The 24,852-nt window shown below is 73.0% G+C and carries 24 protein-coding genes and 1 pseudogene; 15 read left to right on the plus strand and 10 right to left on the minus strand.

Annotated features, from left to right (window positions below; genetic code table 11):
* Positions 1-20: 20 nt before the first annotated feature.
* Positions 21-377, minus strand: coding sequence for a TIGR02611 family protein (locus CMS_RS02505; protein ID WP_012297949.1), 357 nt, complete (start codon positions 375-377; stop codon positions 21-23).
* Positions 378-468: 91 nt separating this feature from the next.
* On the minus strand, positions 469-1,068 hold the full coding sequence (locus CMS_RS02510; protein WP_049791879.1) for a TetR family transcriptional regulator: 600 nt from the start codon (positions 1,066-1,068) through the stop codon (positions 469-471).
* A 60-nt stretch (positions 1,069-1,128) separates the two neighbouring features.
* Here CMS_RS02510 and CMS_RS02515 point away from each other — a divergent pair, with 60 nt between their 5' ends.
* Entirely contained in the window at positions 1,129-2,712 is a 1,584-nt protein-coding gene (locus tag CMS_RS02515; protein WP_041464330.1) for an MFS transporter, read from the plus strand.
* Positions 2,713-2,794: 82 nt separating this feature from the next.
* Here the strand turns inward: CMS_RS02515 and CMS_RS02520 are convergent.
* The 5 genes and pseudogenes from CMS_RS02520 to CMS_RS02540 all read right to left on the minus strand — a co-directional run bounded on the left by CMS_RS02520 (position 2,795) and on the right by CMS_RS02540 (position 7,316).
* A pseudogene (locus tag CMS_RS02520) lies at positions 2,795-3,814 on the minus strand (LLM class flavin-dependent oxidoreductase).
* 80 nt (positions 3,815-3,894) lie between these two features.
* Entirely contained in the window at positions 3,895-4,956 is a 1,062-nt protein-coding gene (locus CMS_RS02525) for an LLM class flavin-dependent oxidoreductase (protein ID WP_012297952.1), read from the minus strand.
* A 44-nt stretch (positions 4,957-5,000) separates the two neighbouring features.
* Entirely contained in the window at positions 5,001-5,966 is a 966-nt protein-coding gene (locus CMS_RS02530) for a quinone oxidoreductase family protein (protein ID WP_012297953.1), read from the minus strand.
* Positions 5,967-5,997: 31 nt separating this feature from the next.
* Complete coding sequence (locus tag CMS_RS02535) at positions 5,998-6,531, minus strand: hypothetical protein (RefSeq protein WP_223842701.1); 534 nt, start codon at positions 6,529-6,531, stop codon at positions 5,998-6,000.
* Between the two features lie 95 nt (positions 6,532-6,626).
* On the minus strand, positions 6,627-7,316 hold the full coding sequence (locus tag CMS_RS02540; protein ID WP_012297955.1) for a hypothetical protein: 690 nt from the start codon (positions 7,314-7,316) through the stop codon (positions 6,627-6,629).
* A gap of 260 nt (positions 7,317-7,576) precedes the next feature.
* Between CMS_RS02540 and cysK the strand changes: the two genes are divergently transcribed.
* The 4 genes from cysK (at position 7,577) to CMS_RS02560 (ending at position 10,437) form a co-directional block, all read left to right on the plus strand.
* A complete protein-coding gene (gene cysK, locus CMS_RS02545) occupies positions 7,577-8,515 on the plus strand; it encodes a cysteine synthase A (RefSeq protein ID WP_041464331.1) in 939 nt (312 codons plus the stop codon).
* 2 nt (positions 8,516-8,517) lie between these two features.
* Entirely contained in the window at positions 8,518-9,102 is a 585-nt protein-coding gene (gene epsC / locus CMS_RS02550; protein ID WP_012297957.1) for a serine O-acetyltransferase EpsC, read from the plus strand.
* On the plus strand, positions 9,102-9,758 hold the full coding sequence (locus tag CMS_RS02555) for a TrmH family RNA methyltransferase (RefSeq protein ID WP_012297958.1): 657 nt from the start codon (positions 9,102-9,104) through the stop codon (positions 9,756-9,758). Before epsC ends, CMS_RS02555 begins: the two co-directional genes overlap by 1 nt.
* Positions 9,759-9,858: 100 nt before the next feature.
* On the plus strand, positions 9,859-10,437 hold the full coding sequence (locus tag CMS_RS02560; protein ID WP_012297959.1) for a hypothetical protein: 579 nt from the start codon (positions 9,859-9,861) through the stop codon (positions 10,435-10,437).
* On the opposite strand, the gene CMS_RS02565 is transcribed toward CMS_RS02560, so the two are convergent.
* Positions 10,434-11,396 carry an IS481-like element ISCmi2 family transposase gene (locus CMS_RS02565; RefSeq protein WP_012297960.1) on the minus strand — a complete coding sequence of 321 codons (963 nt, stop codon included), beginning with the start codon at positions 11,394-11,396 and terminating at the stop codon, positions 10,434-10,436. The genes CMS_RS02560 and CMS_RS02565 overlap by 4 nt on opposite strands.
* Positions 11,397-11,585: 189 nt before the next feature.
* Positions 11,586-12,545, minus strand: coding sequence for a type I pantothenate kinase (gene coaA, locus CMS_RS02570; RefSeq protein ID WP_012297961.1), 960 nt, complete (start codon positions 12,543-12,545; stop codon positions 11,586-11,588).
* An 88-nt stretch (positions 12,546-12,633) separates the two neighbouring features.
* On the opposite strand from coaA, the gene glmS reads away from it, so the two are divergent.
* The 7 genes from glmS (at position 12,634) to CMS_RS02605 (ending at position 20,514) form a co-directional block, all read left to right on the plus strand.
* Positions 12,634-14,484: a glutamine--fructose-6-phosphate transaminase (isomerizing) gene (gene glmS, locus CMS_RS02575; protein WP_012297962.1), complete on the plus strand. Its 1,851-nt coding sequence runs from the start codon at positions 12,634-12,636 to the stop codon at positions 14,482-14,484.
* Positions 14,485-14,494: 10 nt separating this feature from the next.
* Positions 14,495-14,854 (plus strand): holo-ACP synthase, encoded by a 360-nt coding sequence (locus tag CMS_RS02580; RefSeq protein ID WP_012297963.1) that lies wholly within the window; start codon positions 14,495-14,497, stop codon positions 14,852-14,854.
* Positions 14,851-16,008, plus strand: coding sequence for an alanine racemase (alr, locus tag CMS_RS02585; RefSeq protein WP_012297964.1), 1,158 nt, complete (start codon positions 14,851-14,853; stop codon positions 16,006-16,008). Before CMS_RS02580 ends, alr (CMS_RS02585) begins: the two co-directional genes overlap by 4 nt.
* On the plus strand, positions 16,005-17,741 hold the full coding sequence (gene alr / locus CMS_RS02590; protein WP_012297965.1) for an alanine racemase: 1,737 nt from the start codon (positions 16,005-16,007) through the stop codon (positions 17,739-17,741). Before alr (CMS_RS02585) ends, alr (CMS_RS02590) begins: the two co-directional genes overlap by 4 nt.
* 9 nt (positions 17,742-17,750) lie before the next feature.
* A complete protein-coding gene (tsaB, locus tag CMS_RS02595) occupies positions 17,751-18,368 on the plus strand; it encodes a tRNA (adenosine(37)-N6)-threonylcarbamoyltransferase complex dimerization subunit type 1 TsaB (RefSeq protein WP_012297966.1) in 618 nt (205 codons plus the stop codon).
* Positions 18,365-19,984 (plus strand): tRNA (adenosine(37)-N6)-threonylcarbamoyltransferase complex transferase subunit TsaD, encoded by a 1,620-nt coding sequence (tsaD, locus tag CMS_RS02600; RefSeq protein ID WP_012297967.1) that lies wholly within the window; start codon positions 18,365-18,367, stop codon positions 19,982-19,984. The genes tsaB and tsaD overlap by 4 nt, the downstream gene beginning before the upstream one ends.
* Before the next feature lie 104 nt (positions 19,985-20,088).
* On the plus strand, positions 20,089-20,514 hold the full coding sequence (locus CMS_RS02605; protein ID WP_012297968.1) for a DUF4190 domain-containing protein: 426 nt from the start codon (positions 20,089-20,091) through the stop codon (positions 20,512-20,514).
* 89 nt (positions 20,515-20,603) lie between these two features.
* Here the strand turns inward: CMS_RS02605 and CMS_RS02610 are convergent, their stop codons facing one another.
* Positions 20,604-21,806 (minus strand): class I SAM-dependent methyltransferase, encoded by a 1,203-nt coding sequence (locus CMS_RS02610; RefSeq protein WP_041464332.1) that lies wholly within the window; start codon positions 21,804-21,806, stop codon positions 20,604-20,606.
* A gap of 145 nt (positions 21,807-21,951) precedes the next feature.
* Here CMS_RS02610 and groES point away from each other — a divergent pair, with 145 nt between their 5' ends.
* The 3 genes from groES (at position 21,952) to CMS_RS02625 (ending at position 24,793) form a co-directional block, all read left to right on the plus strand.
* On the plus strand, positions 21,952-22,248 hold the full coding sequence (gene groES / locus CMS_RS02615) for a co-chaperone GroES (protein ID WP_012039257.1): 297 nt from the start codon (positions 21,952-21,954) through the stop codon (positions 22,246-22,248).
* A gap of 132 nt (positions 22,249-22,380) precedes the next feature.
* Positions 22,381-23,334 carry an EamA family transporter RarD gene (gene rarD, locus CMS_RS02620; protein ID WP_012297971.1) on the plus strand — a complete coding sequence of 318 codons (954 nt, stop codon included), beginning with the start codon at positions 22,381-22,383 and terminating at the stop codon, positions 23,332-23,334.
* A gap of 178 nt (positions 23,335-23,512) precedes the next feature.
* Positions 23,513-24,793, plus strand: a complete 1,281-nt coding sequence (locus tag CMS_RS02625) for an ABC transporter substrate-binding protein (RefSeq protein ID WP_012297972.1) — start codon at positions 23,513-23,515, stop codon at positions 24,791-24,793.
* The last annotated feature ends 59 nt before the right edge of the window (positions 24,794-24,852 follow it).

Genomic DNA, 24,852 nt, shown 5'->3' on the forward strand with positions numbered 1-24,852 from the left:
CGGCAGGCCGGATCAGCGGGTCAGCGAGAGGCGCGGGCCGCGCGGCGCTCGGCGCGCGAGGCGCGCCAGCGTCGCCAGGCGTCCCAGAACCGGTGCAGCTGCCGCTTGAGGAACACGTTCACGCGATGCGCGGCCGGGAACTCGGTGCCGAGCACGGCGATCCCGAGGAAGACGATGAGCCAGCCGGGGCCGGGCAGCGGGATGAGCACGATGCCGACGAGCACGATGCCCATGCCGAGCAGCCCGACGAGGATCCGGTACAGCCAGCGGGCCTTCGGGTGCAGCTCGATCCAGGCCCGGCAGCGACGCAGGAACCGACGGAGCGGATGCGCGTGGCTGGAGCCCGCCTCGTACTCGCGGGTCAGTGTGTCGGACATGGCCCCACGCTACGGGCGGGGCCTGGGAAGCGTCTCCCTCATCCGGGGAATCCGCAGGATGGCGTGACGATGCCGCAGCGGAGGGCACGGGTCAGCGCGCGGGCGGCGCCGTGATCCGCCGGGCCGCCTCCACGACGGCCGCGCGATCGGCCGCGCGCCCCCGGGGACCGTCCTCGTGCATCGCCGGGTACGGCGACTGCACCCACGCCTGCGCGAGCGCGAACAGCATCGTGAGCAGGCGCTGCGGATCCCACGACGGGTCGATGTGCCCGGACTCCTGCCCCCGGCGGATCGCGTCGACCTTCGCCGACGGCGACGTCTCGCTGTGCGGCACGTCGAGCGTCACGCCGTCGAGCCGGGCCCACGAGAGCATGCGGCGGTGCTCGGGGTGGGCGTACGAGTGGTCGAAGATCTGGCCGACGAAGCCGGGGAGGTCCTCGGGATCCAGGGTCACGGCGGAGAAGAACTCGACGCCGTTGAGCTTCAGCACCGCGTGGAACAGCGACTCCTTGTCGGTGAAGTGCGCGTACAGCCGCTCCTTGCTCGCGCGGCCCGAGCGCGCGATGCGGTCGACCCGCGCGCCCGCCAGCCCGTGGGCGGCGAACTCCTCGCGCGCGGCCAGGAGGATGCGGTGCCGGACGTCGTCCTGCTTGTCGTCCGCGGATCGAGCGGACCCCGTCGTCTCTGCCATGTGAACAGCGTATGTCAAACGAACCGGTTCGTTTGACTCTTGCCCCCGGGCCGCCCTAGATTGGACCGTCCTCGCCCGCCCGGGCGCCGCACGACCATCCAGGAGCACCTGATCTCGCACGCACGCACCCCCGAGAACGCACCGCCGTCCACGCCCGCCGCCGCGACCTCCGGCCAGGCCGCGCCCGCCGCGCCCACCACCCCCGCCGCGCCGTCCGCCCGCAGCAAGTGGATCCTCCTCGCCGTCGTCGCCCTCGCCCAGCTGATGGTCGTGCTCGACGGCACCATCGTGAACATCGCCCTGCCGGCCGCCCAGCGCGACCTCGGCATGACCGACGCCGACCGCACCTGGGTCGTCACCGTCTACGCGCTCGCCTTCGGGTCCCTCCTCCTGCTCGGCGGCCGCATCGCCGACTACTGGGGCCGCAAGCGCTCCTTCCTCCTCGGCATGGTCGGCTTCGCGGCCGCCTCCGCGCTCGGCGGCTTCGCCGTCTCGAGCGAGATGCTCCTCATCGCGCGCGGCCTGCAGGGCGTCTTCGCGGCGCTCCTCGCGCCCGCCGCGCTCGCGCTCCTCTCGGTGACCTTCCCGTCCGGCCCCGACCGCGTCAAGGCGTTCGCGGTCTACGGCACCATCGCGGGATCCGGCGCGGCCGTCGGCCTGCTGCTCGGCGGCGTGCTCACCGAGTACCTCAGCTGGCACTGGTGCCTGCTCGTCAACGTGCCCATCGCGATCGTCGCGATCATCGCGGGCATCCCGCTCGTGAAGGAGAGCCGGGCCGACGGCGACCGCAGCTACGACGTGCCCGGCGCCCTGCTCGTCACCCTCGGCCTCGCGTCGATCGTCTACGGCTTCTCCCGCGCGGAGAACGGCTGGGGCGAGCCGGACACCATCGGCTTCCTCGCGCTCGGCGTGGGGATCATGGTCGCGTTCGTCTGGTGGGAGTCGCGGGCGCGCAACCCGCTGCTGCCGCTCCGCGTGGTCGCCGACCGCACCCGCGGCGGCGCGTACCTCACCTCCGTGATGGTGGGCGTGGCGCTCCTCGGCGGGCTGCTGTACCTCACCCTGCACTTCCAGATCGTGCTCGGCATGTCGCCGCTGATCTCGGGGCTCGCGTCGCTGCCCATGGCCGCGACCATCATGCTCACGGCCCCGCAGGTCGCCCGCCTCCTCCCGAAGGTCGGCCCGCGCATCCTCATGACCGTGGGTCCCCTCGTCGCGGCGGCCGGTCTCCTCTGGTTCAGCCGGATCACGGTCGACGGCGCGTACGTCGTGCAGGTGCTGCCCGGCCAGATCCTGCTCGGCATCGGGCTCGCGTTCGTGTTCGTGCCCATGCAGAACGTGGCGCTCTCCGGCATCGAGCCGCGGGATGCGGGCGTCGCGGGCGCGGCGCTCACGGGCACGCAGCAGATCGGCGGATCCATCGGCACGGCCGTCTTCACGGCCCTGTTCGCGTCGGCGGTCACCGCGTCGGTCACCGACGGCGTCGCGAACCCGCTGCAGCAGCAGGTCGACGGGTACCACGTGGTGTTCCTGGCCGCGGCGATCGGCGTGGCCTGCGCCTCGATCATCTCCTGGTCGATGGTGCGCGTCCCCCTCGAGCGCTTCCGCGAGGGCGCGTCGAGCGAGGCCGTGAGCATGCACTGATCCCTCGCCGGATCGCTCGCGACGCCCCTCCCGCCACGCGCGGGAGGGGCGTCGTCGTGCGCGGGGTCGTCGTCAGCGCGGCTCAGGCGGCCGGCGACCAGCCGAGCGCCGGGCCGAGGCGCTCCGCGATGTCGGTGAGGATCTGCTCGAGGTCGGCCTCGCCGAACGTGAACGGCAGGGCGAACGCGACCTCGTCGACCGCTTGGAACCCGGCGTCGGCGTGCAGGGTCGCGGCGATCTCGTCGGACGTGCCCACGAGGTCCGCCGCGAAGAGCATCCTCCGCGGCCCCATCGGCACGCCGACCCGGTGCGCCCGGGAGGCGGCGTACGCCTCGTAGCGGGCGCGCTGCTCGTGCGTCGCGCGGTCGGTGGGGATCACGACGAGGCCCTGCGAGACCCGGGCCTCGGCGCCGCGCGAGTGGGCGGCGCGGTAGGCGTCGACCTGCACGCGCTGGTCCGCGGCGAAGTCGTTCCCGAGCTCGCCCTAGATCACGCTGGAGGTGAGGAGGTGGAAGCCGTTCTCCGCGGCCCACACCGCGGATCGGGTGCTGCCCGCGCCCTACCAGAGCCGGTCGACGAGGCCCGCCGACTGCGGCTGCACGGTGGACGCGTACTCCTCCTGGCCCTCGCGGCCGGCGCGGTCGTCCACGACGTCGCCGCGCACGTGGTCGCGGAAGCGCAGGAGCCGGTCGTAGCCGAGGTCCTCCTGCTCGAGGGTGTCGGGGTAGATGGCGTCGCGGTACCGGTCGAACGACATGGGCGTGCCCATCGAGAAGCCGGGCTGCAGGCGGCCGCCGGTGAGGAGGTCCACCGTCGCGAGGTCCTCGGCGAGGCGGAACGGGTTCTCCGCGCCGATGGGCGTGACGGCCGTGCCCAGATCGATGCGCTCCGTGCGCTGCGAGGCCGCGGCCATCACGGCGACGGGGGAGGAGATCCCGTGCTGGAGGTGGCGGTGCCGGAGCCACGCGCTGTCGAAGCTCAGCTGCTCGCCGCGCTCGATGACGCGGAGGGTGGTCTCGTGGCCGGCGGCGGGATCCGCCGGGTCGAAGGTGCCGATGGTGAGGAAGCCGAGGCGCTTCAGCGGGGTACCGGATGCGGGCATGCATCGAGGGTAGGCGGACCGCGACGCGACTCGCGAGCTGCGTGCGCGGGTGGGGACGTCGTCGGCGCGCGGCGGACGGATCAGGCCGTCGCGGGCGACCAGCCGAGCGCCGGGCCGAGGCGCTCGGCGACGTCCGTGAGGATCCGCGCGCGGTCGCCCGCGGGCAGCCCGGCCGGGAGCACGATCGCGAGCTCGTCCGCGGCCTGCACGGCGGGATCCGCGAGGAGGGCGGCGGCGAGCTCGTCGGACGGGCCCACGAGGTCGGGCGCGCGGACCATGCTCGACGCGGCCTGCGCGTCCTCCCCCTGGTCGGCTCGCGCGGCCCGCTCGGCGCGCGCCGCCGCATCGGCCGCGTACCGGGCGCGCTGCTCGGCCGTGGCCCCGTCGGTGGGCACCACGACGAGGGCGAGCGTGACGTGCGCGGCGGCCGGATCCGGGTGCGCGGCACGGTAGGCGTCGATGAGGGCGCGCTGGTCCTGCGCGAAGCCGCGGCCCCGGGATCCGCGCTCGGTCACGTCGGACGCGAGCAGGTGGAAGCCGTGCGTGCCCGCCCATGCGGCCGTGCGGAGCGTCGCCGCGCCGTAGCCCAGGCGGTCGGCGAGGCCGGGCGACGCGGGCTGCACGGTGGAGGTGAGTGCGTCGTCGTCCTCGGCGTCGCGCTCATCGTCGTGCTCCTCCGCGCCCGGCACCCGACCGCCGCGCAGCAGGTCGCGGAACCGGAGCAGGCGCTCGCGTCCCGGCTCCTCGTGCTCGGCGGTCACCGGGTGGATCGCCCGGTCGACGGCCGCGACGCGCGTCGGGTTGCCGACCGAGAGGCCGGGGCGGAGGCGGCCGCCGGAGAGCAGGTCGACGGTCGCGAGGTCCTCCGCGAGGCGGAGCGGGTTCTCGGCGCGGACGGGGATCGACGCCGTGCCGAGCCCGATGCGGCGGGCGCGCTGCGAGGCGGCAGCCAGCATCGCGACGGGGGACGAGATCGCGTTCACGAGGTGGTCGGGCCGGAGCCACGCGGTGTCGAGGCCGAGCGCGTCGCCGAGCTCGACGAGCCGGAGCGCGTCCTCGAGGCCGGTCGCGGGGTCGGCGGGGTCGAACGCGCCGGTCGTGAGGAAGCCGAGGCGCGTGGGCGCGGATCCGGGTGCGGGCATGGGACGAGGGTAGGCGGTGCCGGTGCGAGCCCGCCGACCCGCCGTCAGGGGACCAGGACGATCGACCCCGTCGTGCGCCGCGCCTCGAGGTCCTCGTGGGCGCGCGCGGCGTCCGCGAGCGGGTAGGTCGCGCCGACGCGCACGTCGAGGGATCCGTCGAGTACGCCTGCGAACAGCTCGCCCGCGCGCCAGCGCCGCTCCTCGGCGTCGAGCAGGAAGTGGGCGAGCGTGGGGCGGGAGACCGACAGGGATCCGCCGGAGTTGAGGCGCTGCAGGTCGAATGGCGGCACCTGGCCGCTCGCGCCGCCGAAGAGCACGAGGGTGCCGCGGATGCGCAAGCTGGCGAGCGAGCCGTCGAACGTGTCGCGGCCGACCCCGTCGTACACGACGTCGACCCCGCGGCCGCCCGTCAGCTCGCGGACGCGCACGGGCACGTCGTCGTAGCCGAGCACGTGCGTCGCGCCGGCCGCGCGCGAGAGGGCGGCCTTCTCCTCGGTCGACACCGTGGTGATCACCTCGACCCCGCGATCCACGAGCAGCTGCGTGAGCAGGAGCCCCACGCCGCCCGCGCCCGCGTGCACGAGCGCGCGATCCCCGGGGCCGGCCGGGTACGAGCTCGTCGCGAGGTAGTGCGCGGTGAGGCCCTGGAGCGGGAGCGCGGCGGCGGTCTCGAAGCCCACGCCGTCGGGCACGGGCAGCAGCGTCTCCGCGCGGATGAGCGCGTGCTGCGCGTACGTGCCCGACGCCTCGGCGGTCGCGACGCGGTCGCCCACGTGCACGCCCGCGACGCCGTCGCCGAGCGCCTCGATGACGCCCGCGGCCTCGGATCCCGGCATGTACGGGTGCGCCATCGGGTAGACGCCGCTGCGCCGGTACGTGTCGATGAAGTTGACGCCCGCGGCGTGCACCCGGATCCGCACCTCGCCGGGTCCGGGATCCGGCACCGGTCCGTCCGTCATGGTCATCACCTCGGGGCCGCCCGGCCCCGCCACCTCGATGCGCGTGCTCATGGGTCCAGCCTGCCGCCTCGGCGGGCGGCGGTCACGCGTCGCGCGGCGGGTTGTCGGCCTCCTGCTCCCGCTGCGCCTCGCGCTCGGCGATCCTCCGGCGGTACCCGTCCATGGCCCGCTCGTCCAGCCGTCGGCGGATCTCCGCGACGTCGGGCGCGAAGGTCTCCTTCGCGAGCTCCTTCGTCCTGGCCCACTTCTCTTGGAACTCGGCATCGGTGTCCCCGGGACGCCAGGCGCGTCTCCACAGCATCTCGAGTCCTTCGACGGAGGTCATCGCCGTCGCTAGGACGAGACCCAGTGGCACCCCGAGCATCGCGATGCCAGCCGCATAGGCGACGGCGGATGAAGCCAGCCACGGTAGGAGCGCGAAGTCCCAACCGCCAGGGCTCGCCAAGCGTCGGCGAACGACGAACGGACGCTCCACGGCGACCGTGACGAGGACATCGAGGATGGTCATCACGACGGCGGCCGACACGATCTCGGATGCACGAGCGTGACCCGTTCCCGTGATGGTTGATGCGACCCACGTCACAAGGAGGACGAGCGGCGTCTTGACGAGGGCCACGGTGAAGTGCCCGACGATGGGGGCCCAGAGGTCCGGAGGTTCCCAGCCCGGCGGATTGCGGGGTCGGTCGGCTCGAGCGCCGGAGAGGCTCCGCATCAGGCGGTCACCGCCGCGGAGCTGAAGTAGGCGCTCGCCACGCCGTCCACCCCGAGGATCGCGCCGAGGAGCTGGGCGGCCTCTTCGCCCATCTGCACGGCAAACACTCCATCCCGAATGGCGACGTAGATCCCGTAGGCGGTCTGCCAGATCTCTCGAGCCTCACGGATCCACCCGAGGACCTTTACCACAGGGATGCCGTACTGGGCGATGACGCCGGCGACCGCTGCGCCGCAGGCGATCCAGTCGGTCGCCAGCTCCACCTGCGTCGGCGCACCGATGCGTCCGGCCTCGCCGAGGAGATGCCGCGGTGCGAGTCCGAGGAGTACGGAAGCATCCGCCCTCGTGGACTGCCGAGCGGAGGTCGTCGCCTCCATGGCGCGGCTCAGCCGCCGCTCGTAGTCCGGCGTCGTGCGGGGATCGGCCGACTTGATGTCTTCGGGCAGGGCGTCCAGCACCGCAACGAGGCCGTCGAGGTCGGCGTCGGTCATGGCGGGGGTGGCAGCCAGGCTGGTCGCGGGCGCCATTCGGGCAACGGAGTCGACGCTCACGCTCGCGACCGCTGCTCTGCGCGGCGCGGCGACCGGGACCGCGCTGGGAGCAGCTCCCAGGGCGGCGGTCATGGCTCCGACCAGCGAGGCTGCGGTGACGACGAGCATCATCGTGAGTGGACGCGCGGGGATGGGCATGTCTCTCCTTCGTGAGCAGGAGGGATCCCGGTTCGGGTGCGGATTTCGGACGCCGCGGGGTCACCTCGGGGTTGTCGCGCGCATCCTCGCCCGGGCGATGCTGGCGGCGACGGACTCCTCCACAGCTCGTCCCGACAGGCCGTCCGCCCGCCCCGGAATGCCGCCGCGACACGCGCGGTTGGCCTCCCATAGGCTCGAAGTCGAGCAGGTGCGCGCGGCAGCGCCCCGCACCGATCCGGATCACGATGAAGGTGGAACCCATGGCAGGTCGCGTCTACGACGACATCACCCAGCTGGTCGGCGGCACGCCGCTCGTCCGGCTCAACCGGCTCACCGAGGGACTCGACGCGACGGTGCTCGTGAAGCTCGAGTCGCACAACCCGGCGTCCAGCGTGAAGGACCGCATCGGCGTCGCCATCATCGACGCGGCCGAGGAGGCGGGGGCGCTGAAGCCCGGCGGCACCATCGTCGAGGGCACGAGCGGCAACACGGGCATCGCGCTCGCGATGGTCGGCGCGGCGCGTGGGTACAAGGTCGTGCTCACGATGCCCGAGACGATGAGCATCGAGCGCCGGCTGGTGCTGCGCGCGTACGGCGCCGAGATCGTGCTGACCCCCGGCCCCGAGGGCATGCGCGGCGCGGTCGACCGGGCCAAGCAGATCGTGGACGAGACGCCGAACTCCATCTGGGCGCAGCAGTTCGCGAACGCGGCGAACCCGCAGAAGCACCGCGAGACCACGGCCGAGGAGGTCTGGGCGGACACCGACGGCAGCGTCGACGTGTTCATCGCGGGCGTCGGCACGGGCGGCACCATCACGGGCGTCGGCCAGGTGCTGAAGGAGCGGAAGCCGGGCGTCAAGATCGTCGCGGTCGAGCCGCTCGACTCGCCCATCCTCAACGGCGGCAAGCCCGGCCCTCACAAGATCCAGGGCATCGGCGCGAACTTCGTGCCCGAGATCCTCGACACCGGGATCTACGACGAGGTCGTCGACGTCTCGCTCGAGGACTCCATCCGCGTCTCGCGCGCGCTCGCGACCGACGAGGGCATCCTCTGCGGGATCTCGTCCGGATCCATCGTGTGGGCCGCGCTCGAGATCGCGAAGCGCCCGGAGAGCAAAGGCAAGACCATCGTGGCGATCGTGTGCGACTTCGGCGAGCGGTACCTCTCGACCGTGCTGTTCGACGACCTGCGCGACTAGGCGTGGGGATCGTCGCCCGGGTCGTCGAGGACCTCCGCACCGCGCGCGCCCACGATCCGGCCGCGCGCGGGTACGCGGAGATGGTGCTCGGCTACCCGGGCCTGCACGCGGTGTGGCTGCACCGGGTGTCGCACGCGCTGTGGCGGCGGCGTCTGCGGCTGGCCGCGCGGCTGCTCGCCCAGGTCGGGCGGGCGCTGACCGGGGTGGAGATCCACCCGGGGGCGCGCATCGGCCGGCGGCTGTTCATCGACCACGGCATGGGCGTCGTGATCGGCGCGACGGCCGAGGTCGGCGACGACGTGCTGATGTACCACGGCGTCACGCTCGGCGGGAAGAGCCTCGTGCACGGCAAGCGGCACCCGACGGTCGGCGACGGCGTCACCATCGGCGCCGGAGCGAAGCTGCTCGGGCCCATCACGGTCGGCGCGGGCAGCGTCATCGGCGCGAACGCGGTGGTCGTGAAGGACGCGCCCGCGGGATCCGTGCTCACGGGCATCCCCGCGGTCGAGACCGGGAAGCGGGCGGGTCGCGCGCCCGACGCGCACGTGGATCCGGCGTTCTTCGTGGATCCCGGGATCTACATCTGATGTCGGAGCCCGAGGCGCCGGAGGCGGCGCCCACCCACGAGCACAGCACGCACGGCGTCGGCCCCTGGCCCGGCGGATCCGACGCCTGGCCCGACGAGCCGCACCTGGATCCGGAGCTGCTCGAGCGCGGCGACACCCGCAACGTGATCGACCGCTACCGCTACTGGCGGATGGACGCGATCGTCGCCGACCTCGACCAGCACCGGCACCCGTTCCACGTGGCCATCGAGAACTGGCAGCACGACATGAACATCGGGTCGATCGTGCGGAGCGCCAACGCGTTCGCCGCCGACACCGTGCACATCGTCGGCCGCCGCCGCTGGAACAAGCGCGGCGCGATGGTCACCGACCGGTACCAGCACGTCGTGCACCACGCCACCATCGCCGACCTCGTGGAGTGGGCGCGCGGGGAGGGCCTGCCGATCATCGCGATCGACAACGTCGACGGATCCGTGCTGCTCGAGACCACGCGCCTCCCGGAGCGCTGCGTGCTCGTCTTCGGCCAGGAGGGCCCGGGCCTCAGCGACGAGGCGGTGGCCGCGGCCGACATGACCGTCGCGATCTCGCAGTTCGGATCCACCCGCTCCATCAACGCGTCCGCGGCGGCCGCGGTCGTGATGCACGCGTGGGTGATGCAGCACGTGTCGTTCGGCTGACGAGCGAGCGTCGAACCGAGCGACGACGCCACGAGAACCCCGACCGCTCGCGCGTCAAGCACGCGTTGACACAGCAATGCGTCAAGCGTAGGTTGACGGTGTGAATAAGAAGCAGACCATCATCCGCGACGGCATCGCCGCCATCATCAGCCGACTCGACCCGGACATCCACCGCGACCTCGAGGGCGATCGGGACGCGTACCTGCGACTCGTCGCGACAGTCGCCGACATCGACGCGGAGGCCCACGACACGCTCCGTGACGCCGTCCATTCGGCCAGGGCCGCCGGGGCGAGCTGGGAGCGGATCGGCGACACGCTGCGCATCTCGCGGCAGGCCGCGCAACAGCGGTTCGGCCAGGAGGCCCGACCGGTGGGCACACGTGGCCGGCGCCTGAGTCCGGTTACCGCGTTCACCGAGATGGAGCGGCTGGAGGAGGCGGGCCGGCACGGCTGGCACTCCGTCGCCTTCGGCACGCTCTACCACGACCTCGTGCAGGACGATCAGCAGTGGGAGTACCGCCGGGTCAGCGTCTTCTCGTCGCGGCACGCGCTGGAGGCGGAGGGCTGGGAGCGGATCGGGTCGATGTGGATCCCCTGGGCCTACTACGCGCGCCCGACCGGCGAGCCGCCGCTGCCGGAGCCGGCCGAGGCGTCCGTGGGTATCGAGCCCGCGGCCTAGTTGTAGTTCCCAGTGAGGTTGTGAACGCGTTCGGCGGGCGTGAGTCCGCCGATGCCGGTGTGGGGGCGGTGGTGGTTGTAGTGATGCAGCCAGGCAGGGTAGGTCGCGGCGCGGGCCTCGTCGGTGCGATAGGGATGGGCGTAAGCCCATTCCGTGGCGAGGGTGCGGTTGAAGCGCTCGACCTTCCCGTTCGTCTGGGGCCGGTACGGGCGGGTGCGTTTGTGCGTGATCGATCCGAGCGCCTCGGTGAAGGCGTGGGAGCGGTAGCAGGAGCCGTTGTCCGTCAGGACACGGATCACGGTGATGCCCGCGGTGGTGAAGAACGCGTTCGCGCGGGCCCAGAACGCGGCGGCGGTCTCCTTGCGCTCGTCGGTGAGGATCTCGGAGTACGCGAGTCGGGAGTGGTCATCCACGGCGTGGTGCAGGAACGCGTATCCCCGCCCGGTCCGGGGAGTGTTCCTCCGGCCGGCCGCTCTGCCGAGGACTCGGTGCCCGCCGCCGTCCGGGATGCGGCCGAGCTTCTTGATGTCGACGTGGACCAGATCTCCCGGCGAGGAGTGCTCGTAGCGTCGGGCAGGAGACCGCCGGGCAGGGAGCCCGGTGCTCAGATCGACGTGCTCGAGCAACGGCATCCGATACCGGTTCAGCACCCGCTCGACCGTCGAACGCGGAACGCGGAGGTGATAGCTGATGCGGTGCGGGCCCCACCGGCGAGTGAATCTCAGCGCGATGATCCGCCGCTCCCGACGCTGACTCGTGCGGGTCGGTTGCCGGTGCGGGCGGGATGAGCGGTCCGTCATCGGCAACCCGGCCCGATACCGGCGAGCCCATCTCGACGCCGTCGCCGGCGAGCACTGGAACCTCTCCGCCGCACGCCGGACCGGCCACCCGTCCTCGATGATCAACCGGGCAAGCCGAACCCTGCCCGCGGGAGTGAACGGGGCGTTAGCGTGAGTCACGAAGACCTCCGTGGACGTTGATGAGTGTGGTAACCCACATCGTCCCGGAGGTCTTCGCTATCCGCCCCAGCGTTCACAACCTCCCCAGGAACTACACCTAGCCGACCCGCCTGGCCGACCGGCCTACTCGACCCGCCTGGCCGACCGGCCTGGCCGACCGGCTCCACCGCGGGCACGGGCCCGCCCGCGTCAGAGCTTGCGCAGCAGGACGTTCGCGACCGAGTGGTCCGCGTCCTTCCGCAGCACGAGCGTCGCGCGCGACCGGGTGGGGCGGATGTTCTGCTCGAGGTTCGGCTCGTTGATGGCCGACCAGATGCCGCGTGCGCGCGCCACCGCCTCGGCCGGGCTGAGCTCCGCGTACCGGTGGAAGTAGGAGCGCGGGTTGCTGAACGCCCCGCGCTGGAGGCTGAGGAACCGCTCCTCGTACCACTGCGCGATGTCGTGGGTGCGGGCGTCGACGTAGATCGAGAAGTCGAAGAGGTCGCTCACGGCGAGCTTGGCGCCCGATGCCGCCGGCTGGAGCACGTTGAGCCCCTCGATGATGAGCACGTCCGGCTGGCGCACGACGACCTCGGCGCCGGGGACGATGTCGTACGCGAGGTGCGAGTAGAACGGCGCGCGCACCTCGGGCACCCCGCTCTTGACCTGCGTGACGAACCGCAAGAGCGCCCGCCGGTCGTACGACTCGGGGAAGCCCTTCCGCTCCATGAGGCCCCGGCGCTCGAGCTCCGCGTTGGGGTGCAGGAAGCCGTCGGTCGTCACGAGCTCGACGCGCGGGGTGTCGTCCCAGCGCGCGAGCATCTCGCGGAGGAGCCGGGCGACGGTCGACTTGCCGACGGCCACGGATCCCGCGACGCCGATGATGAACGGCGTGCTCTTCGCGCGCTCGCCGAGGAACGCGCTCGTGTCCCGGTGCAGCTTCTTCGTGCCCGTGACGTAGAGGTTGAGCAGTCGGCTGAGCGGGAGGTAGACGTCCTCCACCTCGCGCATGTCGAGGCGGTCGCCGATGCCGCGCAGCTGCACCAGCTCGGTCTCCCGCAGCGGGAGGTGCGTGGCGGGGGCGAGGGCCGCCCAGTCGGCGCGGGCGATCTCGACGAACGGGGAGACGTGGCCGTGGCTCGTCGGGGATCCCGTCGCGGTGTCGGCCATGGCGTCCCATCCTATGGCTGGCCCGGGGCGCGCCCGGCGCGCAGGGCGCGGACGGATCCCCGAGGAGGCGACGGTAAAGTCGGTCCCTATGTGCGGAATCGTGGGATACGTCGGTGAGTCCAAGAGCCTCGAGGTGCTCCTCGGGGGGCTGCGGAGGCTGGAGTACCGCGGATACGACTCCGCGGGCGTCGCGGTGCTCGACGCCGACGGCACGCTCGGCGTCCGCAAGCGCGCCGGCAAGCTCGACCGCCTGCTCGAGGACCTCGAGGCGTCGCCGCTGCCGAACGGATCCACCGGCATCGGCCACACGCGCTGGGCCACGCACGGCGGCCCCACCGACCGCAACGCGCACCCGCACCTGGGCGACGACGGCAAGCTCGCGCTCATCCACAACGGGATCATCGAGAACTTCGCGGAGCTCAAGGACGACCTCCTCGCGGACGGCTACACCTTCGAGAGCGACACGGACACGGAGGTCGCCGCGCGCCTCCTCGGCCGCGAGTACGGCATCACGCAGGACCTGGAGCAGGCGTTCCGCAACACCGTGAGCCGGCTGGAGGGCGCGTTCACGCTCCTCGCCGTGCACCGCGACCAGCCCGGACTCGTCGTCGGCGCCCGCCGCAACTCCCCGCTCGTCATCGGGCTGGGCGACGGCGAGAACTTCCTCGGATCCGACGTCGCCGCGTTCGTGGAGTTCACGCGCCGCGCGGTCGCCATCGGCCAGGACCAGATGGTCGCCATCCGCCCCGACTCCGTCACGGTCACCGACTTCCACGGCGCGCCCGTGGAGACGCACGAGTTCGAGATCGCGTGGGACGCCTCCGCCAGCGAGAAGGGCGGCTGGTCGAGCTTCATGGCGAAGGAGATCAGCGAGGGCCCGGATGCGGTGGCCAACACCCTCCGCGGCCGCATCGTCGATGGCGTCGTCGTGCTGCCCGACCTCGACGCGATCGGCGAGGTCGACCTCGCGGACATCTCGCGCATCGTCATCGTCGCGTGCGGCACGGCCGCCTACTCCGGCATCCTCGGCAAGTACGCCATCGAGAAGTGGGCGCGCGTCCCCGTGGAGGTCGAGCTCGCGCACGAGTTCCGCTACCGCGACCCCGTGCTCGACGCGACGACGCTCGTCATCTCCATCAGCCAGTCCGGCGAGACCATGGACACGCTGCTGGCCGTCCGCTACGCCCGCGAGGCCGGCGCCCGCGTCCTCTCCATCTGCAACACGCAGGGCGCCACCATCCCCCGCGAGTCCGAGGCCGTCGTCTACACGCACGCGGGTCCCGAGGTCGCGGTCGCGTCGACGAAGGCGTTCGTCGCGCAGGTCGCCGCGCTGTACCTCTTCGGACTGCACCTCGCGCGCATCCGCGGAACGCTGTCGGCCGACGAGATCGTCGCGAACACCGAGGAGCTGCTCGCCGTGCCGGAGAAGCTCGCCACGGTCGTGGAGCAGGGCGAGAGGATCAGCCAGCTCGCGAAGTGGATGGCCGACACGCGCGCCGTGCTCTTCCTCGGCCGCAACGTCGGGTTCCCGGTCGCGCTCGAGGGTGCGCTGAAGCTCAAGGAGCTCGCCTACATCCACGCCGAGGGCTTCGCCGCGGGCGAGCTCAAGCACGGGCCCATCGCGCTCATCGAGCCGGGGCAGCCCGTCTTCGTGATCGTGCCGAGCCCCGTGCACCAGCTCGCGCTGCACAAGAAGGTCATCTCCAACATCGAGGAGATCCGCGCGCGCGGCGCCCGGGTCATCGCGATCGCCGAGCAGGGCGACGCGTTCGTCCTGCCGCACGCCGACGAGGTCATCCCGATCCCGCTCGCCGCGCCGCTGTTCGAGCCGCTGCTGGCCGTCACGCCGCTGCAGATCTTCGCCATGGAGCTCGCCGCCGCAAAGGGGCTCGACGTCGACCAGCCGCGCAACCTCGCCAAGTCCGTCACCGTCGAGTGATCGCGGCGGCGTGATCAGGGGCATCGGCGTCGACGTGGTCGACGTGGCGCGCTTCGCCCGGAGCGCCGAGCGCACTCCGGGTCTCGTGCCGCGCCTGTTCGCGCCCGCCGAGCGGTCCCTGCCCACGCGCTCGCTGGCGGCGAGGTTCGCGGCCAAGGAGGCGCTCATCAAGGCGCTCGGCGGACCCGGCGGCATCAGCTGGCAGGACATGGAGGTCGTCCGCGACGCCCACGGCGACCCGTCGTTCCAGGTGGGCGGGGCCGTCGCGCGGGTCGCGGCCGCGCGTGGGGTGACGCGGATCCACCTGAGCATGAGCCACGACGCCGGCCTCGCGACCGCGTTCGTCGTGACCGAGGGGGAGGGCGCATGACCGACGAGGCGACCGTCCAGGTCCCCGCCGCGCTCCGCCGCGAGGCGCGCATCGACCTCGGGGCGATCTCGACGAACGTGCGCACGCTGCGTGCCGCGGCGGGCGCGCCGCTCGTGATGGCGGTGGTCAAGGCCGACGGCTACGGGCACGGCGCGGTCGCGTCGGCGCGCGCCGCGCTCGCGGGCGGTGCCGACCGGCTCGGCGTGGTCGACATCCGTGAGGCGCTCGCTCTGCGGGCGGCCGGGATCGAGGCGCCGATCCTCACCTGGATGCACGCGCCCTACGCCGACTTCGCGACCGCGATCGAGGCCGGCATCGACCTCGGGCTCAACAGCCTGCGCCAGGTGCGCGAGGCCGCGGAGGCCGCGCGTCGCGTGGGCCGCACCGCGGAGGTGCACCTCAAGGTCGACACCGGCCTCGGCCGCAACGGCGTGACCCCGGCGGAGTGGCCGGGCGTCGTCGCCGAGGTCGCGGCGCTCGTCGCGGAGGGCCGGATCCACCTCGGCGGCGTCTTCAGCCACCTCGCCAACGCGGGCGAGGACGAGGACCGGGCGCAGGTCCGCGCGTTCCACGAGGCCGTCGACGTCGTCCGGGCCGCGGGGCTCGAGCCGGGGATCCGCCACCTGGCCGCCACCGCCGGAGCGCTGCGCGTACCCGAGGCGCGCCTCGACATGGTGCGCCTCGGGATCGGGATCTACGGCATCTCGCCGCTCGACGGCGTCACCTCGGCCGACCTCGGCCTCGTGCCGGCGATGACGCTCGTCGGCAGCGTCGTCGCCGTCAAGCGCGTGCCCGCCGACACGGGCGTCTCCTACGGCTACACGTACCGCACCACCAGCGCGACCACCCTCGCGCTCGTCTCGCTCGGGTTCGCCGACGGCGTGCCCCGGCTCGCGAGCAACCGCGCGCCCGTCGCGATCCACGGCGCGCGCTTCCGCGTGAGCGGCCGGATCGCCATGGACCAGTTCGTGGTCGACGTGGGCGACGGCGTCGTCGACGGCCGGCCCGTCGCGGTGGGCGACGACGCCGTCCTGTTCGGGGATCCCGCGACGGGCGCCCCCTCGGTGGAGGAGTGGGCCGAGGCGACCGGCACCATCGGCTACGAGATCGTCGCGCGCGTCGCCGGCCGCGTGACCCGGAGGCACTCCGCATGACCGAGCCCGCATCCGCGCCTGCGTCGGCCGGTCCCGTCGCGCCCGGCCGCCGCGCCGTGATCGACCTCGACGCGATCCGCCACAACGTCCGCACGCTCGCGGCGCTCGCCGCCCCCGCGCGCACCATGGTCGCCGTGAAGGCCGACGCCTACGGCCACGGCGCGCTGCAGGTCGCGCGCGCCGCCCTCGAGTCCGGCGCCGAGAGCCTGGCGGTCCTCGACGTCGCGTCCGCCGTCGAGCTCCGTCGCGCCGGCATCGACGCACGCCTCCTCGCCTGGCTCCACGGCGTCGACACCGACTTCCGCGTCGCGGTGGAGGAGGAGATCGACCTCGGCGTCTCCGCGCTGTGGGAGCTGAAGCGCATCGCCGCCGCGGGGCGCGCTACGGGGATCCGCGCCCGCGTGCACCTCAAGGCCGACACGGGCCTCAGCCGCAACGGCGCCACCCCGGAGCTCTGGCCCGACCTCGTGCGCGCCGCCGTCGCCGCCGACTCCGCGGGCGAGCTGACCCTGCACGCCCTCTGGTCGCACCTCGCGGACGCGTCTCCCGAGGACGACGACGCCGCGCTCGCCCGCTTCCGCGAGGCCGTGCGCGTGGCCGAGGAGCTGGGCGCGCGTCCGGTCGAGAAGCACCTGGCGGCGAGCTCCGCGGGGATCCGCCTGCCCGCCGCGCGCTTCGACATGGTGCGCTTCGGCATCGCCGTCTACGGCATCTCGCCGTTCGACGACCGCTCCGGCCGCGACCTCGGCCTCATCCCCGCGATGACGCTCGAGGCCGACGTCGTCTCCGTCAAGCGCGTCGAGGCCGGGCACGGCGTCTCGTACGGCCTCGACCACCGCACCGCCGGACCGTCGACGCTCGTGCTCGTGCCGCTCGGGTACGCCGACGGGATCCCGCGCATCGCCGCCCCGCGCGCCTCCGTCCTCCTCAACGGCCGCCGCTTCCCGGTCGCCGGCCGCATCGCCATGGACCAGCTCGTGCTCGACGTCGGCGACCTGCCCGTCGAGGTCGGCGACACCGCGGTGATCCTCGGCCCCGGCGACCGCGGCGAGCCCACCGCCGAGGAGTGGGCCGGCTGGGCCGAGACCATCGGCGACGAGATCGTGACCCGGGTGGGGCCGCGCGTCGACCGCGTGCACCTGCACGAGCGGGCGGACGCCGACGACCCGGACGGCGGAGGCGCCGCCGCCAACGGCGCGACCGCCGAGGTCCTCTCCGACGAGCTCGTCCCCGTCGCCACCACCGACGATATGGAGGAGCTCGGCCGCGCCGTCGCGCGCGAGCTGGGCGCGGGCGACCTCGTCGTCCTGTCCGGCCCGCTGGGCGCCGGCAAGACCACGTTCACGCGCGGGCTCGGCGCCGGCCTCGGCGTGCGCGGCCCCGTCACGAGCCCCACCTTCGTCCTCGCGCGCACGCACCCGAGCCTCGTCGACGGTCCACCGCTCGTGCACGTGGACGCCTACCGCCTGGCCGACGCCCGCGAGCTCGACGACCTCGACATCGACTTCGCGCGCTCCGTCGTGGTGGTCGAGTGGGGCGAGGGCAAGCTCGACGGCGTCGCGGAGGAGTGGTGGGAGCTCGCGATCGCGCGGCCCACGGGTGCGGGGGACGCGGATCCCGACGCGGCCGACGGCGGGCATGACGGCGCCCACGACGCCTCCGACCCGGACGCCGCCCCGGAGGAGCCCCGCACCGTCCGCATCCGGCGGCTCCGCGCGCGCCCCCGCGCCTAGACTCGTCCAGTGCTCCTCGCGATCGACACCTCCGCAGGCACGGGCGTCGCCGTCATCGACCCCGACGGCCGCGTCCTCGCCGAGCGCCAGGAGGCGGACACCATGCGGCACGCCGAGGTCATCGGCACGCTGCTCGACGAGTGCCTCACCGCCTCCGGCATCGAGCGCTGCGACGTCCGCGCGGTCGTCGCGGGCATGGGCCCCGGCCCCTTCACCGGCCTCCGGGTCGGCATCGCCGCGGCCCGCGTGCTCGCGACCGGCCTGGACGTGCGCGTGATCCCCGTGGTCAGCCACGACGCCGTCGCCCACGACCACTACGCGGCGGGCGGCACCGGATCCCTCGTGGTCGTCACCGACGCGCGCCGCCGCGAGCTGTACTGGTCCGTCTACCGCGAGCCCGTCGACGGCGGCGTCGCCGAGCGCACGGCCGGCCCCGGCCTCAGCAAGCCGGACGACGTGCCGGTCGCCGACCACCGCATCGACGCGGCGGCCGTGAGCGCGGCCTCCCTCGCGCAGGTCGCCCGCCGGATGGACGAGCTCGACCTGCCCTTCGCGGCCGACGAGGCGCTCTACCTCCGCTCGCCCGACGTCACCGTCTCCGCCGGCCCGAAGCGGGTCACCTCGTGAGCGTCCTGTTCCGCCGCGCGGAGGTCGCCGACCTGCCCGCGCTGATGCACCTCGAGACCACCACGTTCGTCTCCGACGCCTGGTCGGCGGACGCGATGCGCGGCGAGCTGACCGCTCGCCACGGCTGGTATGTCGTGGCCGTCGACGAGGCAGACGGCGCGATCCTCGGCTACGCCGGCCTCTCCTGCCCGCGCGGCGCGCACGCCGCCGACGTCCAGACCATCGCCGTCGCCGACGGCAGCCGAGGCCGCGGCATCGGCCGCGCCCTGCTCACCCGGCTCGTCGCGGAGGCGCACGCCCGCGGTGCGCGCGAGGTGCTGCTCGAGGTGCGCGCCGACAACCCGGTCGCGCAGGCCCTGTACGCGTCCCTCGGGTTCGAGGCCATCGCCGTCCGCCCGCACTACTACCAGCCGGACGACGTCGACGCCGTCGTGATGCGCGCCGCCCTCGCCGCGACGCCGCCCGCGGTCGCGGAGCCGCGGGACGCCCCCGCCGAGCGCGCCGGATCCACCGTCCCGCACGCGCCAGCGCACGCCGACGGGGATGCCGCCCCCGACGCCGGCCCCCTCGTCCTCGGCATCGAGACCTCGTGCGACGAGACGGGCATCGGGATCGTCCGCGGCCAGACGCTCCTCGCCAACGTCATCTCCAGCTCCATGGACGAGCACGCGCGCTACGGCGGCGTCGTGCCCGAGGTCGCCGCCCGCGCGCACCTCGAGGCGCTGACCCCCGCGATCGACGCGGCGCTCGCCGAGGCCGGCGTCGCCCTCCGCGACCTCGACGCGGTCGCCGTCACCGCGGGCCCCGGCCTCTCCGGCGCGCTCATGGTCGGGGTCGGCGCGGCGAAGGCGCTCGCCGTGGCCCTCGACATCCCGCTGCACGGGGTGAACCACCTCGTCGGCCACGTGGGCGCCGACCTCCTCAGCACCGACGGCAGACCCGGCGTCCCGCTCGAGACCCCGAGCATCGCGCTCCTCGTCTCCGGCGGCCATACCTCGCTCCTCCTCGTGCGCGACCTGGTGGACGACGTCGAGCTCCTCGGCGAGACCATCGACGACGCCGCGGGCGAGGCGTTCGACAAGGTCGCGCGCGTGCTCGGCCTGCCCTACCCGGGCGGCCCGCACATCGACCGGGTCGCGGCCGACGGCGACCCGAAGGCGATCCGCTTCCCGCGCGGCCTCTCCCTCCCCAAGGACATGGAGCGCCACCGCTACGACTTCTCGTTCTCCGGACTCAAGACCGCGGTCGCCCGCTGGGTCGAGAAGCGCCAGGATGCCGGCGAGCCCGTGCCCGTGGCGGACGTCGCCGCGAGCTTCCGCGAGGCCGTCGTCGACGTGCTGCTCACGAAGGCGGTCGCCGCGTGCGTCGACCACGGGATCCCGCGCCTGCTGCTCGGCGGCGGCGTCGTCGCGAACGCGCGCGTGCGGGAGCTGGCGGCGGAGCGGTGCCGGGCGGCGGGCATCGAGCTGCGGATCCCGCCCCTGTCGCTCTGCACCGACAACGGCGCGATGATCGCGGCCCTCGGCGCGCGCCTCATCGAGTCGGGCCGCGCGCCGTCCGGTCTCGCGTTCGGCGCCGACTCGACGCTCCCCGTCACCGTCGTCCAGGTCGACTGACCCTTCCGACGCCCCCATTACGGGGACCTTTCGCGGCTATTTCCCGAACAGGAGAATCCCGTGGCACGATGCACGGTATGTTCCCAGGGACGAAAGGAACGACTATGACCGATCCGCAGAACCCGGACCGCTCCAACGACGGCTTCCCTCCCGCGCCGAGCCAGCCGGCCTACCCGGCCGCTCCCGCCGCCGGATCCGACTCGCCCTACGCGGCGCCGTACCAGCCCGGCCAGGGTGGTGCGCCCAAGAAGGGCCTCGCCATCACGTCGATGGTGCTCGGCATCGTGTGCGTGGTCCTGTCGCTCCCGCTGTGGTTCCTCACGTTCTTCGTGGGCATCGCGGCGATCATCACGGGTGTCCTCGCGCGCAAGCGCAACCCCGGGACCAAGGGCTTCTGGCTCACCGGCATCATCCTCGGCATCGTCGGCGTGCTCGTCAGCATCATCGTGGTCCTCGTCGTCGTCGTGTTCGTGAACACCGCGATCCAGACCGGCGAGATCAACGGCACCCCGATCCCGACGGCGCCGTAGCCCGCAGAGCTCGCACCACCCGCATCACGTCGTCGCGGCCGTCCCCTCGGGGCGGCCGCGTCATCGCGTCCGGGGCCGACGGACCCGCCTCAGCCCGCGTCGACCCCGTGCCGGTCCGCGAGGATCGCCACCCGTCGCCCGCCGACCCGCGTCGCGATGAGCGTCGCCGAGCCGTCGCCCTTCAGCTGCAGCCGCGTCCGCAGCCGCGCCGGATCCACGTCGACCCCGCGCTTCTTGATCTCCAGCGTGCCGATCCCACGAGCCCGCAGCTCCCGCTTCAGCCGCTGCTCGTCGAGCGGCAGCACCTCGCGCACCCGGAAGCCGCGCGCGAACGGCGTCGCCTGCTCCCGGTCGGACGTGATCCACGCGATGCCCTCACCGACCATGCGCCCGTCGAGCGACCGCGCGAGGTCGCCGATGAGCCGTGCGCGGATCACCGCCCCGTCCGGCTCGTACAGGTGCTCGCCCAGCTCGCCGAGCTCGGCATCCTCGCTGTCGGCCGCCGACGTCAGCTCCGCCTGCGATCCGCTGCTGATCAGGAGCGCCGCCCGTCGCACGCCGTCGCGCCGGGTCGGCCCGAACCAGAGGCCCATCTCCACGGCCTGCCCGTCGACCGAGACCCACTGCGCCTCCGCCTCCGCGGGGATGAGGTCGCGGTCGAGGCCCGGCCCGAGCTTGATGCCCGCGGCCCGTCCCGCCGCCAGCTCGAACGCCGCGGAGAGCGTGGGGGAGTAGGCGTCCGGATCCGAGATGCGGCGGGTCGACGAGTGCCCGTCGGTGCGCCGGGCGGGGTCGAGGTACACGCCGTCGACGCGACCGGCGCTGAAGGCCTCCGCCGTGCCCTGCTCGACCTCGGCCTCGGGGAACGGCGCGAGGTTCCATCCGGCGACCGCGGCGGTCACCTCGTCGCGCTCGACGGCCGTGACGCGGATCCCGATGGCCGCCATCGCCATCGCGTCCCCGCCGATCCCGCAGCCGAGGTCGGCGACGTGCGCCACGCCCGCCTGCTGGAAGCGCCCCGCGTGCTGCGCGGCGACCGGCAGCCGGGTCGCCTGCTCGAGCCCCGCCTCCGTGAAGAGCATGCGCGCGGCGAAGTCGCCGAACTTCGCCCTGGCCCGGGCCCGCAGGCGCGACTGCGTGAGGACCGCGCGCACGAGCGCGGGGGAGTACCCCTCACCGCGCAGCGCGCTCACCATCCGCACCATGTCGTCCCCCGGCGCGGGCTCGGGGAGGGAGTCGAGCAGGCGGAGCCCCTCGAGCGAGAGCACCTCGCGGAGGTCGGTCTGATCCATCCGCCCACCGTACCGGGGCACCTCTGCACCGATTGGCACTCGCGTTGCGCGAGTGCAAGCGCGGCCCGTAGAATCTCACCTGGCACTCTCCCCTGGGGATTGCCAATCAGTCTTGTCCCGTACGCCAAGAAGGAAGAGGTCAACCGTGTCGGTCTCCATCAAGCCGCTCGAGGATCGCATCGTCATCCAGCAGGTCGAAGCCGAGCAGACCACCGCGTCTGGTCTGGTCATCCCCGACACCGCCAAGGAGAAGCCCCAGGAGGGCGAGGTCGTGGCCGTGGGCCCCGGCCGCATCGACGACAACGGCAACCGCGTCCCGCTCGACGTCGCCGTGGGCGACAAGGTCATCTACTCCAAGTACGGCGGAACCGAGGTCAAGTACGACGGCCAGGACCTCCTCGTCCTCTCGGCGCGCGACGTGCTCGCCGTCATCGAGCGCTGACGCTCCGCCTCAGCGACACCGCACCACCGCACCACCCGGGAGCCCGGCCGACACGATTCGGCCGGGCTCTCGTGCGTCCGCGCCCCACCCGCCATCGCGGGCATCCCGCGTCCGCGGCGCTAGCCTCGTGAGGTGACGCGCCCCACCCCGGAGTCCTCGACCCGCACCGGCCTGATCGCCGCCGTCGGCGCGTACGGCCTGTGGGGCGTCCTCCCCGTCTTCTTCCTGCTGCTCGTGCCGGCCGGCGCGTTCGAGATCGTGGGCTGGCGGATCCTCTTCTCGCTCGTCGTCTGCGCGATCGTCATCACGGCCGCCCGGCGCTGGTCGCGCGTGGTCGCCATCGTGCGCCGCCCGCGCATCTTCCTGGGCCTCGGCCTCGCCGGGCACCTGATCCTCGTCAACTGGACGGTCTACGTCTACGGCACGCTCTCCGGCCACGTCGTCGAGACGGCGCTGGGGTACTTCATCAACCCGATCGTCACGGTGCTGCTCGGCGTGATCCTCCTGCGCGAGCGCCTCCGCCCGCTGCAGTGGGCCGCCGTGTGCCTCTCGGCCGTCGCGGTGGCGGTCATCGCCGTCGGCTACGGGCAGCTGCCGTGGGTGTCGCTCGCGCTCGCCGGGTCGTTCGGGCTCTACGGGCTGGTGAAGAAGCGCGTGAGCGGGGGCGCGGACGCGCTCTCCGGCCTCGCGCTCGAGACCGCGTGGCTGGTGCCGGCCGCGACTGCCATGCTCGTGATCACGGGCGCGGGCGCCGGGCTCACCATCGGCACGGTGTCGCCCGGCCACACGCTGCTGCTGGTCAGCACGGGCGTCGTCACCGCGGGCCCGCTCCTGCCGTTCGGATTCGCCGCCGGACGCCTGCCGCTCTCCGTGATCGGGCTCACGCAGTACCTGGCCCCGCTGCTGCAATTCGCGTTCGGGGTGTTCGTGCTGCACGAGGCCATGCCGCCCGAGCGGTGGGCCGGATTCGCGATCGTCTGGGCGGCGCTCGTGCTGCTCACGATCGACATGGTCCGCGCGTCCCGCAGGCCGATCACTCCCGTGGTGCGTCGGCAGATGGATCCGGCGGTCGTGGACGGCATCTGATTCGGATCCCGTCGCGCATTCCGTGAATGGTAACGATCGGGTCGCGTTACACGACGGAAATGCCGATGCATTGTGCCCGTCTCATCCGCGCCATAGGGTCGCACCAGGCGAGGCGCGCATTCGCGTGCCTCCTGCATCACATTCCCGAGCATCACCACACACATCCATAAGGAGCACCATGAGCGCATTCGGCAGGGCTTCGGCCTCCCGCTCACGATCCCGCACCGCCCTCAGCGCCGTCACCATCGCGGTGGCCGGCGCCCTCGTCCTCGCCGGCTGCTCCGGCGGCAGCGGCGATGGAGGCGGCACCACGGGCGACGGCGGCCTGGACCTCAAGGTCGGCACGATCCTGCCGCAGACGGGCAGCCTGGCGGTCCTCGGCCCGCCCGAGTTCGCCGGCGTGCACCTCGCCGAGGACGACATCAACGCCGCCAAGGCCGGCATCACGATGACCGTGACCGACAAGGACTCGGGCGACGCCACCACCGACATCGCCAGCCAGTCGGCCACGTCGCTCATCGCGGACGGGAACAGCGCCATCATCGGCGCCGCGTCCTCGGGTGTCTCGAAGACCTTCATCGACCAGGTCGTGTCGGCGAACGTCGTCCAGCTCTCGCCGGCGAACACGGCTCCGGAGTTCAGCACGTACAAGGACAACGGCTACTACTGGCGCACCGCCCCGTCCGACGTGCTCCAGGGCCGCATCCTCGGCAACAAGATCCTGCAGGACGGCAAGACGAACGTCTCGATCCTCTACATGAACGACGCGTACGGGAAGGGCCTCCGCGAGAACATCAAGAAGACTCTCGAGGCCGGTGGCGCGTCCATCGCCGCCGAGGCCACCTTCGAGCCGTCGAGCACCGACTTCAACAGCGCGATCACGTCGGTTCTCGCGCCGAACCCGGACGCCCTGGTCGTCATCTCCTTCGACGAGATCAAGACCATCGCCGACCAGCTGGCGTCGAAGGGCTTCGACTTCAGCAACTTCTACGGCACGGACGGCAACTACGGCGTCATCAAGGAGACCGACACCAACGTCGACATCGCGGGTGCGCAGTTCACGAACCCCGGCGTCGAGGCCAAGGAGGACTTCCAGGGCCGCCTGCAGGACATGGTGAAGGCCGACGGCGACCCCGCCCTCTCGGTCTTCAGCTATGCCGCGGAGTCGTACGACGGCACCACGCTCCTCGCGCTCGCCGCGCTCCAGGGCAAGGCCACCGACGGCCCGACGCTGAAGGACAACCTCCAGTCGGTCTCGGAGGGCGGTACGAAGTGCACGACCTTCGCGGACTGCGCCAAGCTCATCGAGGCGGGCACCGACATCGACTACGACGGCATCTCCGGGCCGATCACGTTCGATGAGAACGGCGACCCGACCGAGGCGTACGTCTCCGTGTACAAGTACGGCACGGGCAACAAGGCGACGTTCTCCGAGCAGGTCTACGGCAAGCTCGACTAGCACCCGCACCACGCACGGCTGAGGGCCCGGTCCGCATGGACCGGGCCCTTCGGCGTCCC

This window comes from Clavibacter sepedonicus (assembly GCF_000069225.1).
GTDB classification, from domain to species: domain Bacteria; phylum Actinomycetota; class Actinomycetes; order Actinomycetales; family Microbacteriaceae; genus Clavibacter; species Clavibacter sepedonicus.

Bases quoted from the DNA above. Each gene is read 5' to 3' on its own strand.
- CMS_RS02505 (WP_012297949.1), bottom strand. From the start codon at position 377: ATGTCCGACACACTGACCCGCGAGTACGAGGCGGGCTCCAGCCACGCG.
- CMS_RS02510 (WP_049791879.1), bottom strand. From the start codon at position 1,068: ATGGCAGAGACGACGGGGTCCGCTCGATCCGCGGACGACAAGCAGGAC.
- CMS_RS02525 (WP_012297952.1), bottom strand. From the start codon at position 4,956: ATGCCCGCACCCGGATCCGCGCCCACGCGCCTCGGCTTCCTCACGACC.
- CMS_RS02530 (WP_012297953.1), bottom strand. From the start codon at position 5,966: ATGAGCACGCGCATCGAGGTGGCGGGGCCGGGCGGCCCCGAGGTGATG.
- CMS_RS02540 (WP_012297955.1), bottom strand. From the start codon at position 7,316: ATGCCCATCCCCGCGCGTCCACTCACGATGATGCTCGTCGTCACCGCA.
- cysK (WP_041464331.1), top strand. From the start codon at position 7,577: ATGGCAGGTCGCGTCTACGACGACATCACCCAGCTGGTCGGCGGCACG.
- CMS_RS02555 (WP_012297958.1), top strand. From the start codon at position 9,102: ATGTCGGAGCCCGAGGCGCCGGAGGCGGCGCCCACCCACGAGCACAGC.
- coaA (WP_012297961.1), bottom strand. From the start codon at position 12,545: ATGGCCGACACCGCGACGGGATCCCCGACGAGCCACGGCCACGTCTCC.
- glmS (WP_012297962.1), top strand. From the start codon at position 12,634: ATGTGCGGAATCGTGGGATACGTCGGTGAGTCCAAGAGCCTCGAGGTG.
- alr (WP_012297964.1), top strand. From the start codon at position 14,851: ATGACCGACGAGGCGACCGTCCAGGTCCCCGCCGCGCTCCGCCGCGAG.
- alr (WP_012297965.1), top strand. From the start codon at position 16,005: ATGACCGAGCCCGCATCCGCGCCTGCGTCGGCCGGTCCCGTCGCGCCC.
- CMS_RS02605 (WP_012297968.1), top strand. From the start codon at position 20,089: ATGACCGATCCGCAGAACCCGGACCGCTCCAACGACGGCTTCCCTCCC.
- CMS_RS02610 (WP_041464332.1), bottom strand. From the start codon at position 21,806: ATGGATCAGACCGACCTCCGCGAGGTGCTCTCGCTCGAGGGGCTCCGC.
- CMS_RS02625 (WP_012297972.1), top strand. From the start codon at position 23,513: ATGAGCGCATTCGGCAGGGCTTCGGCCTCCCGCTCACGATCCCGCACC.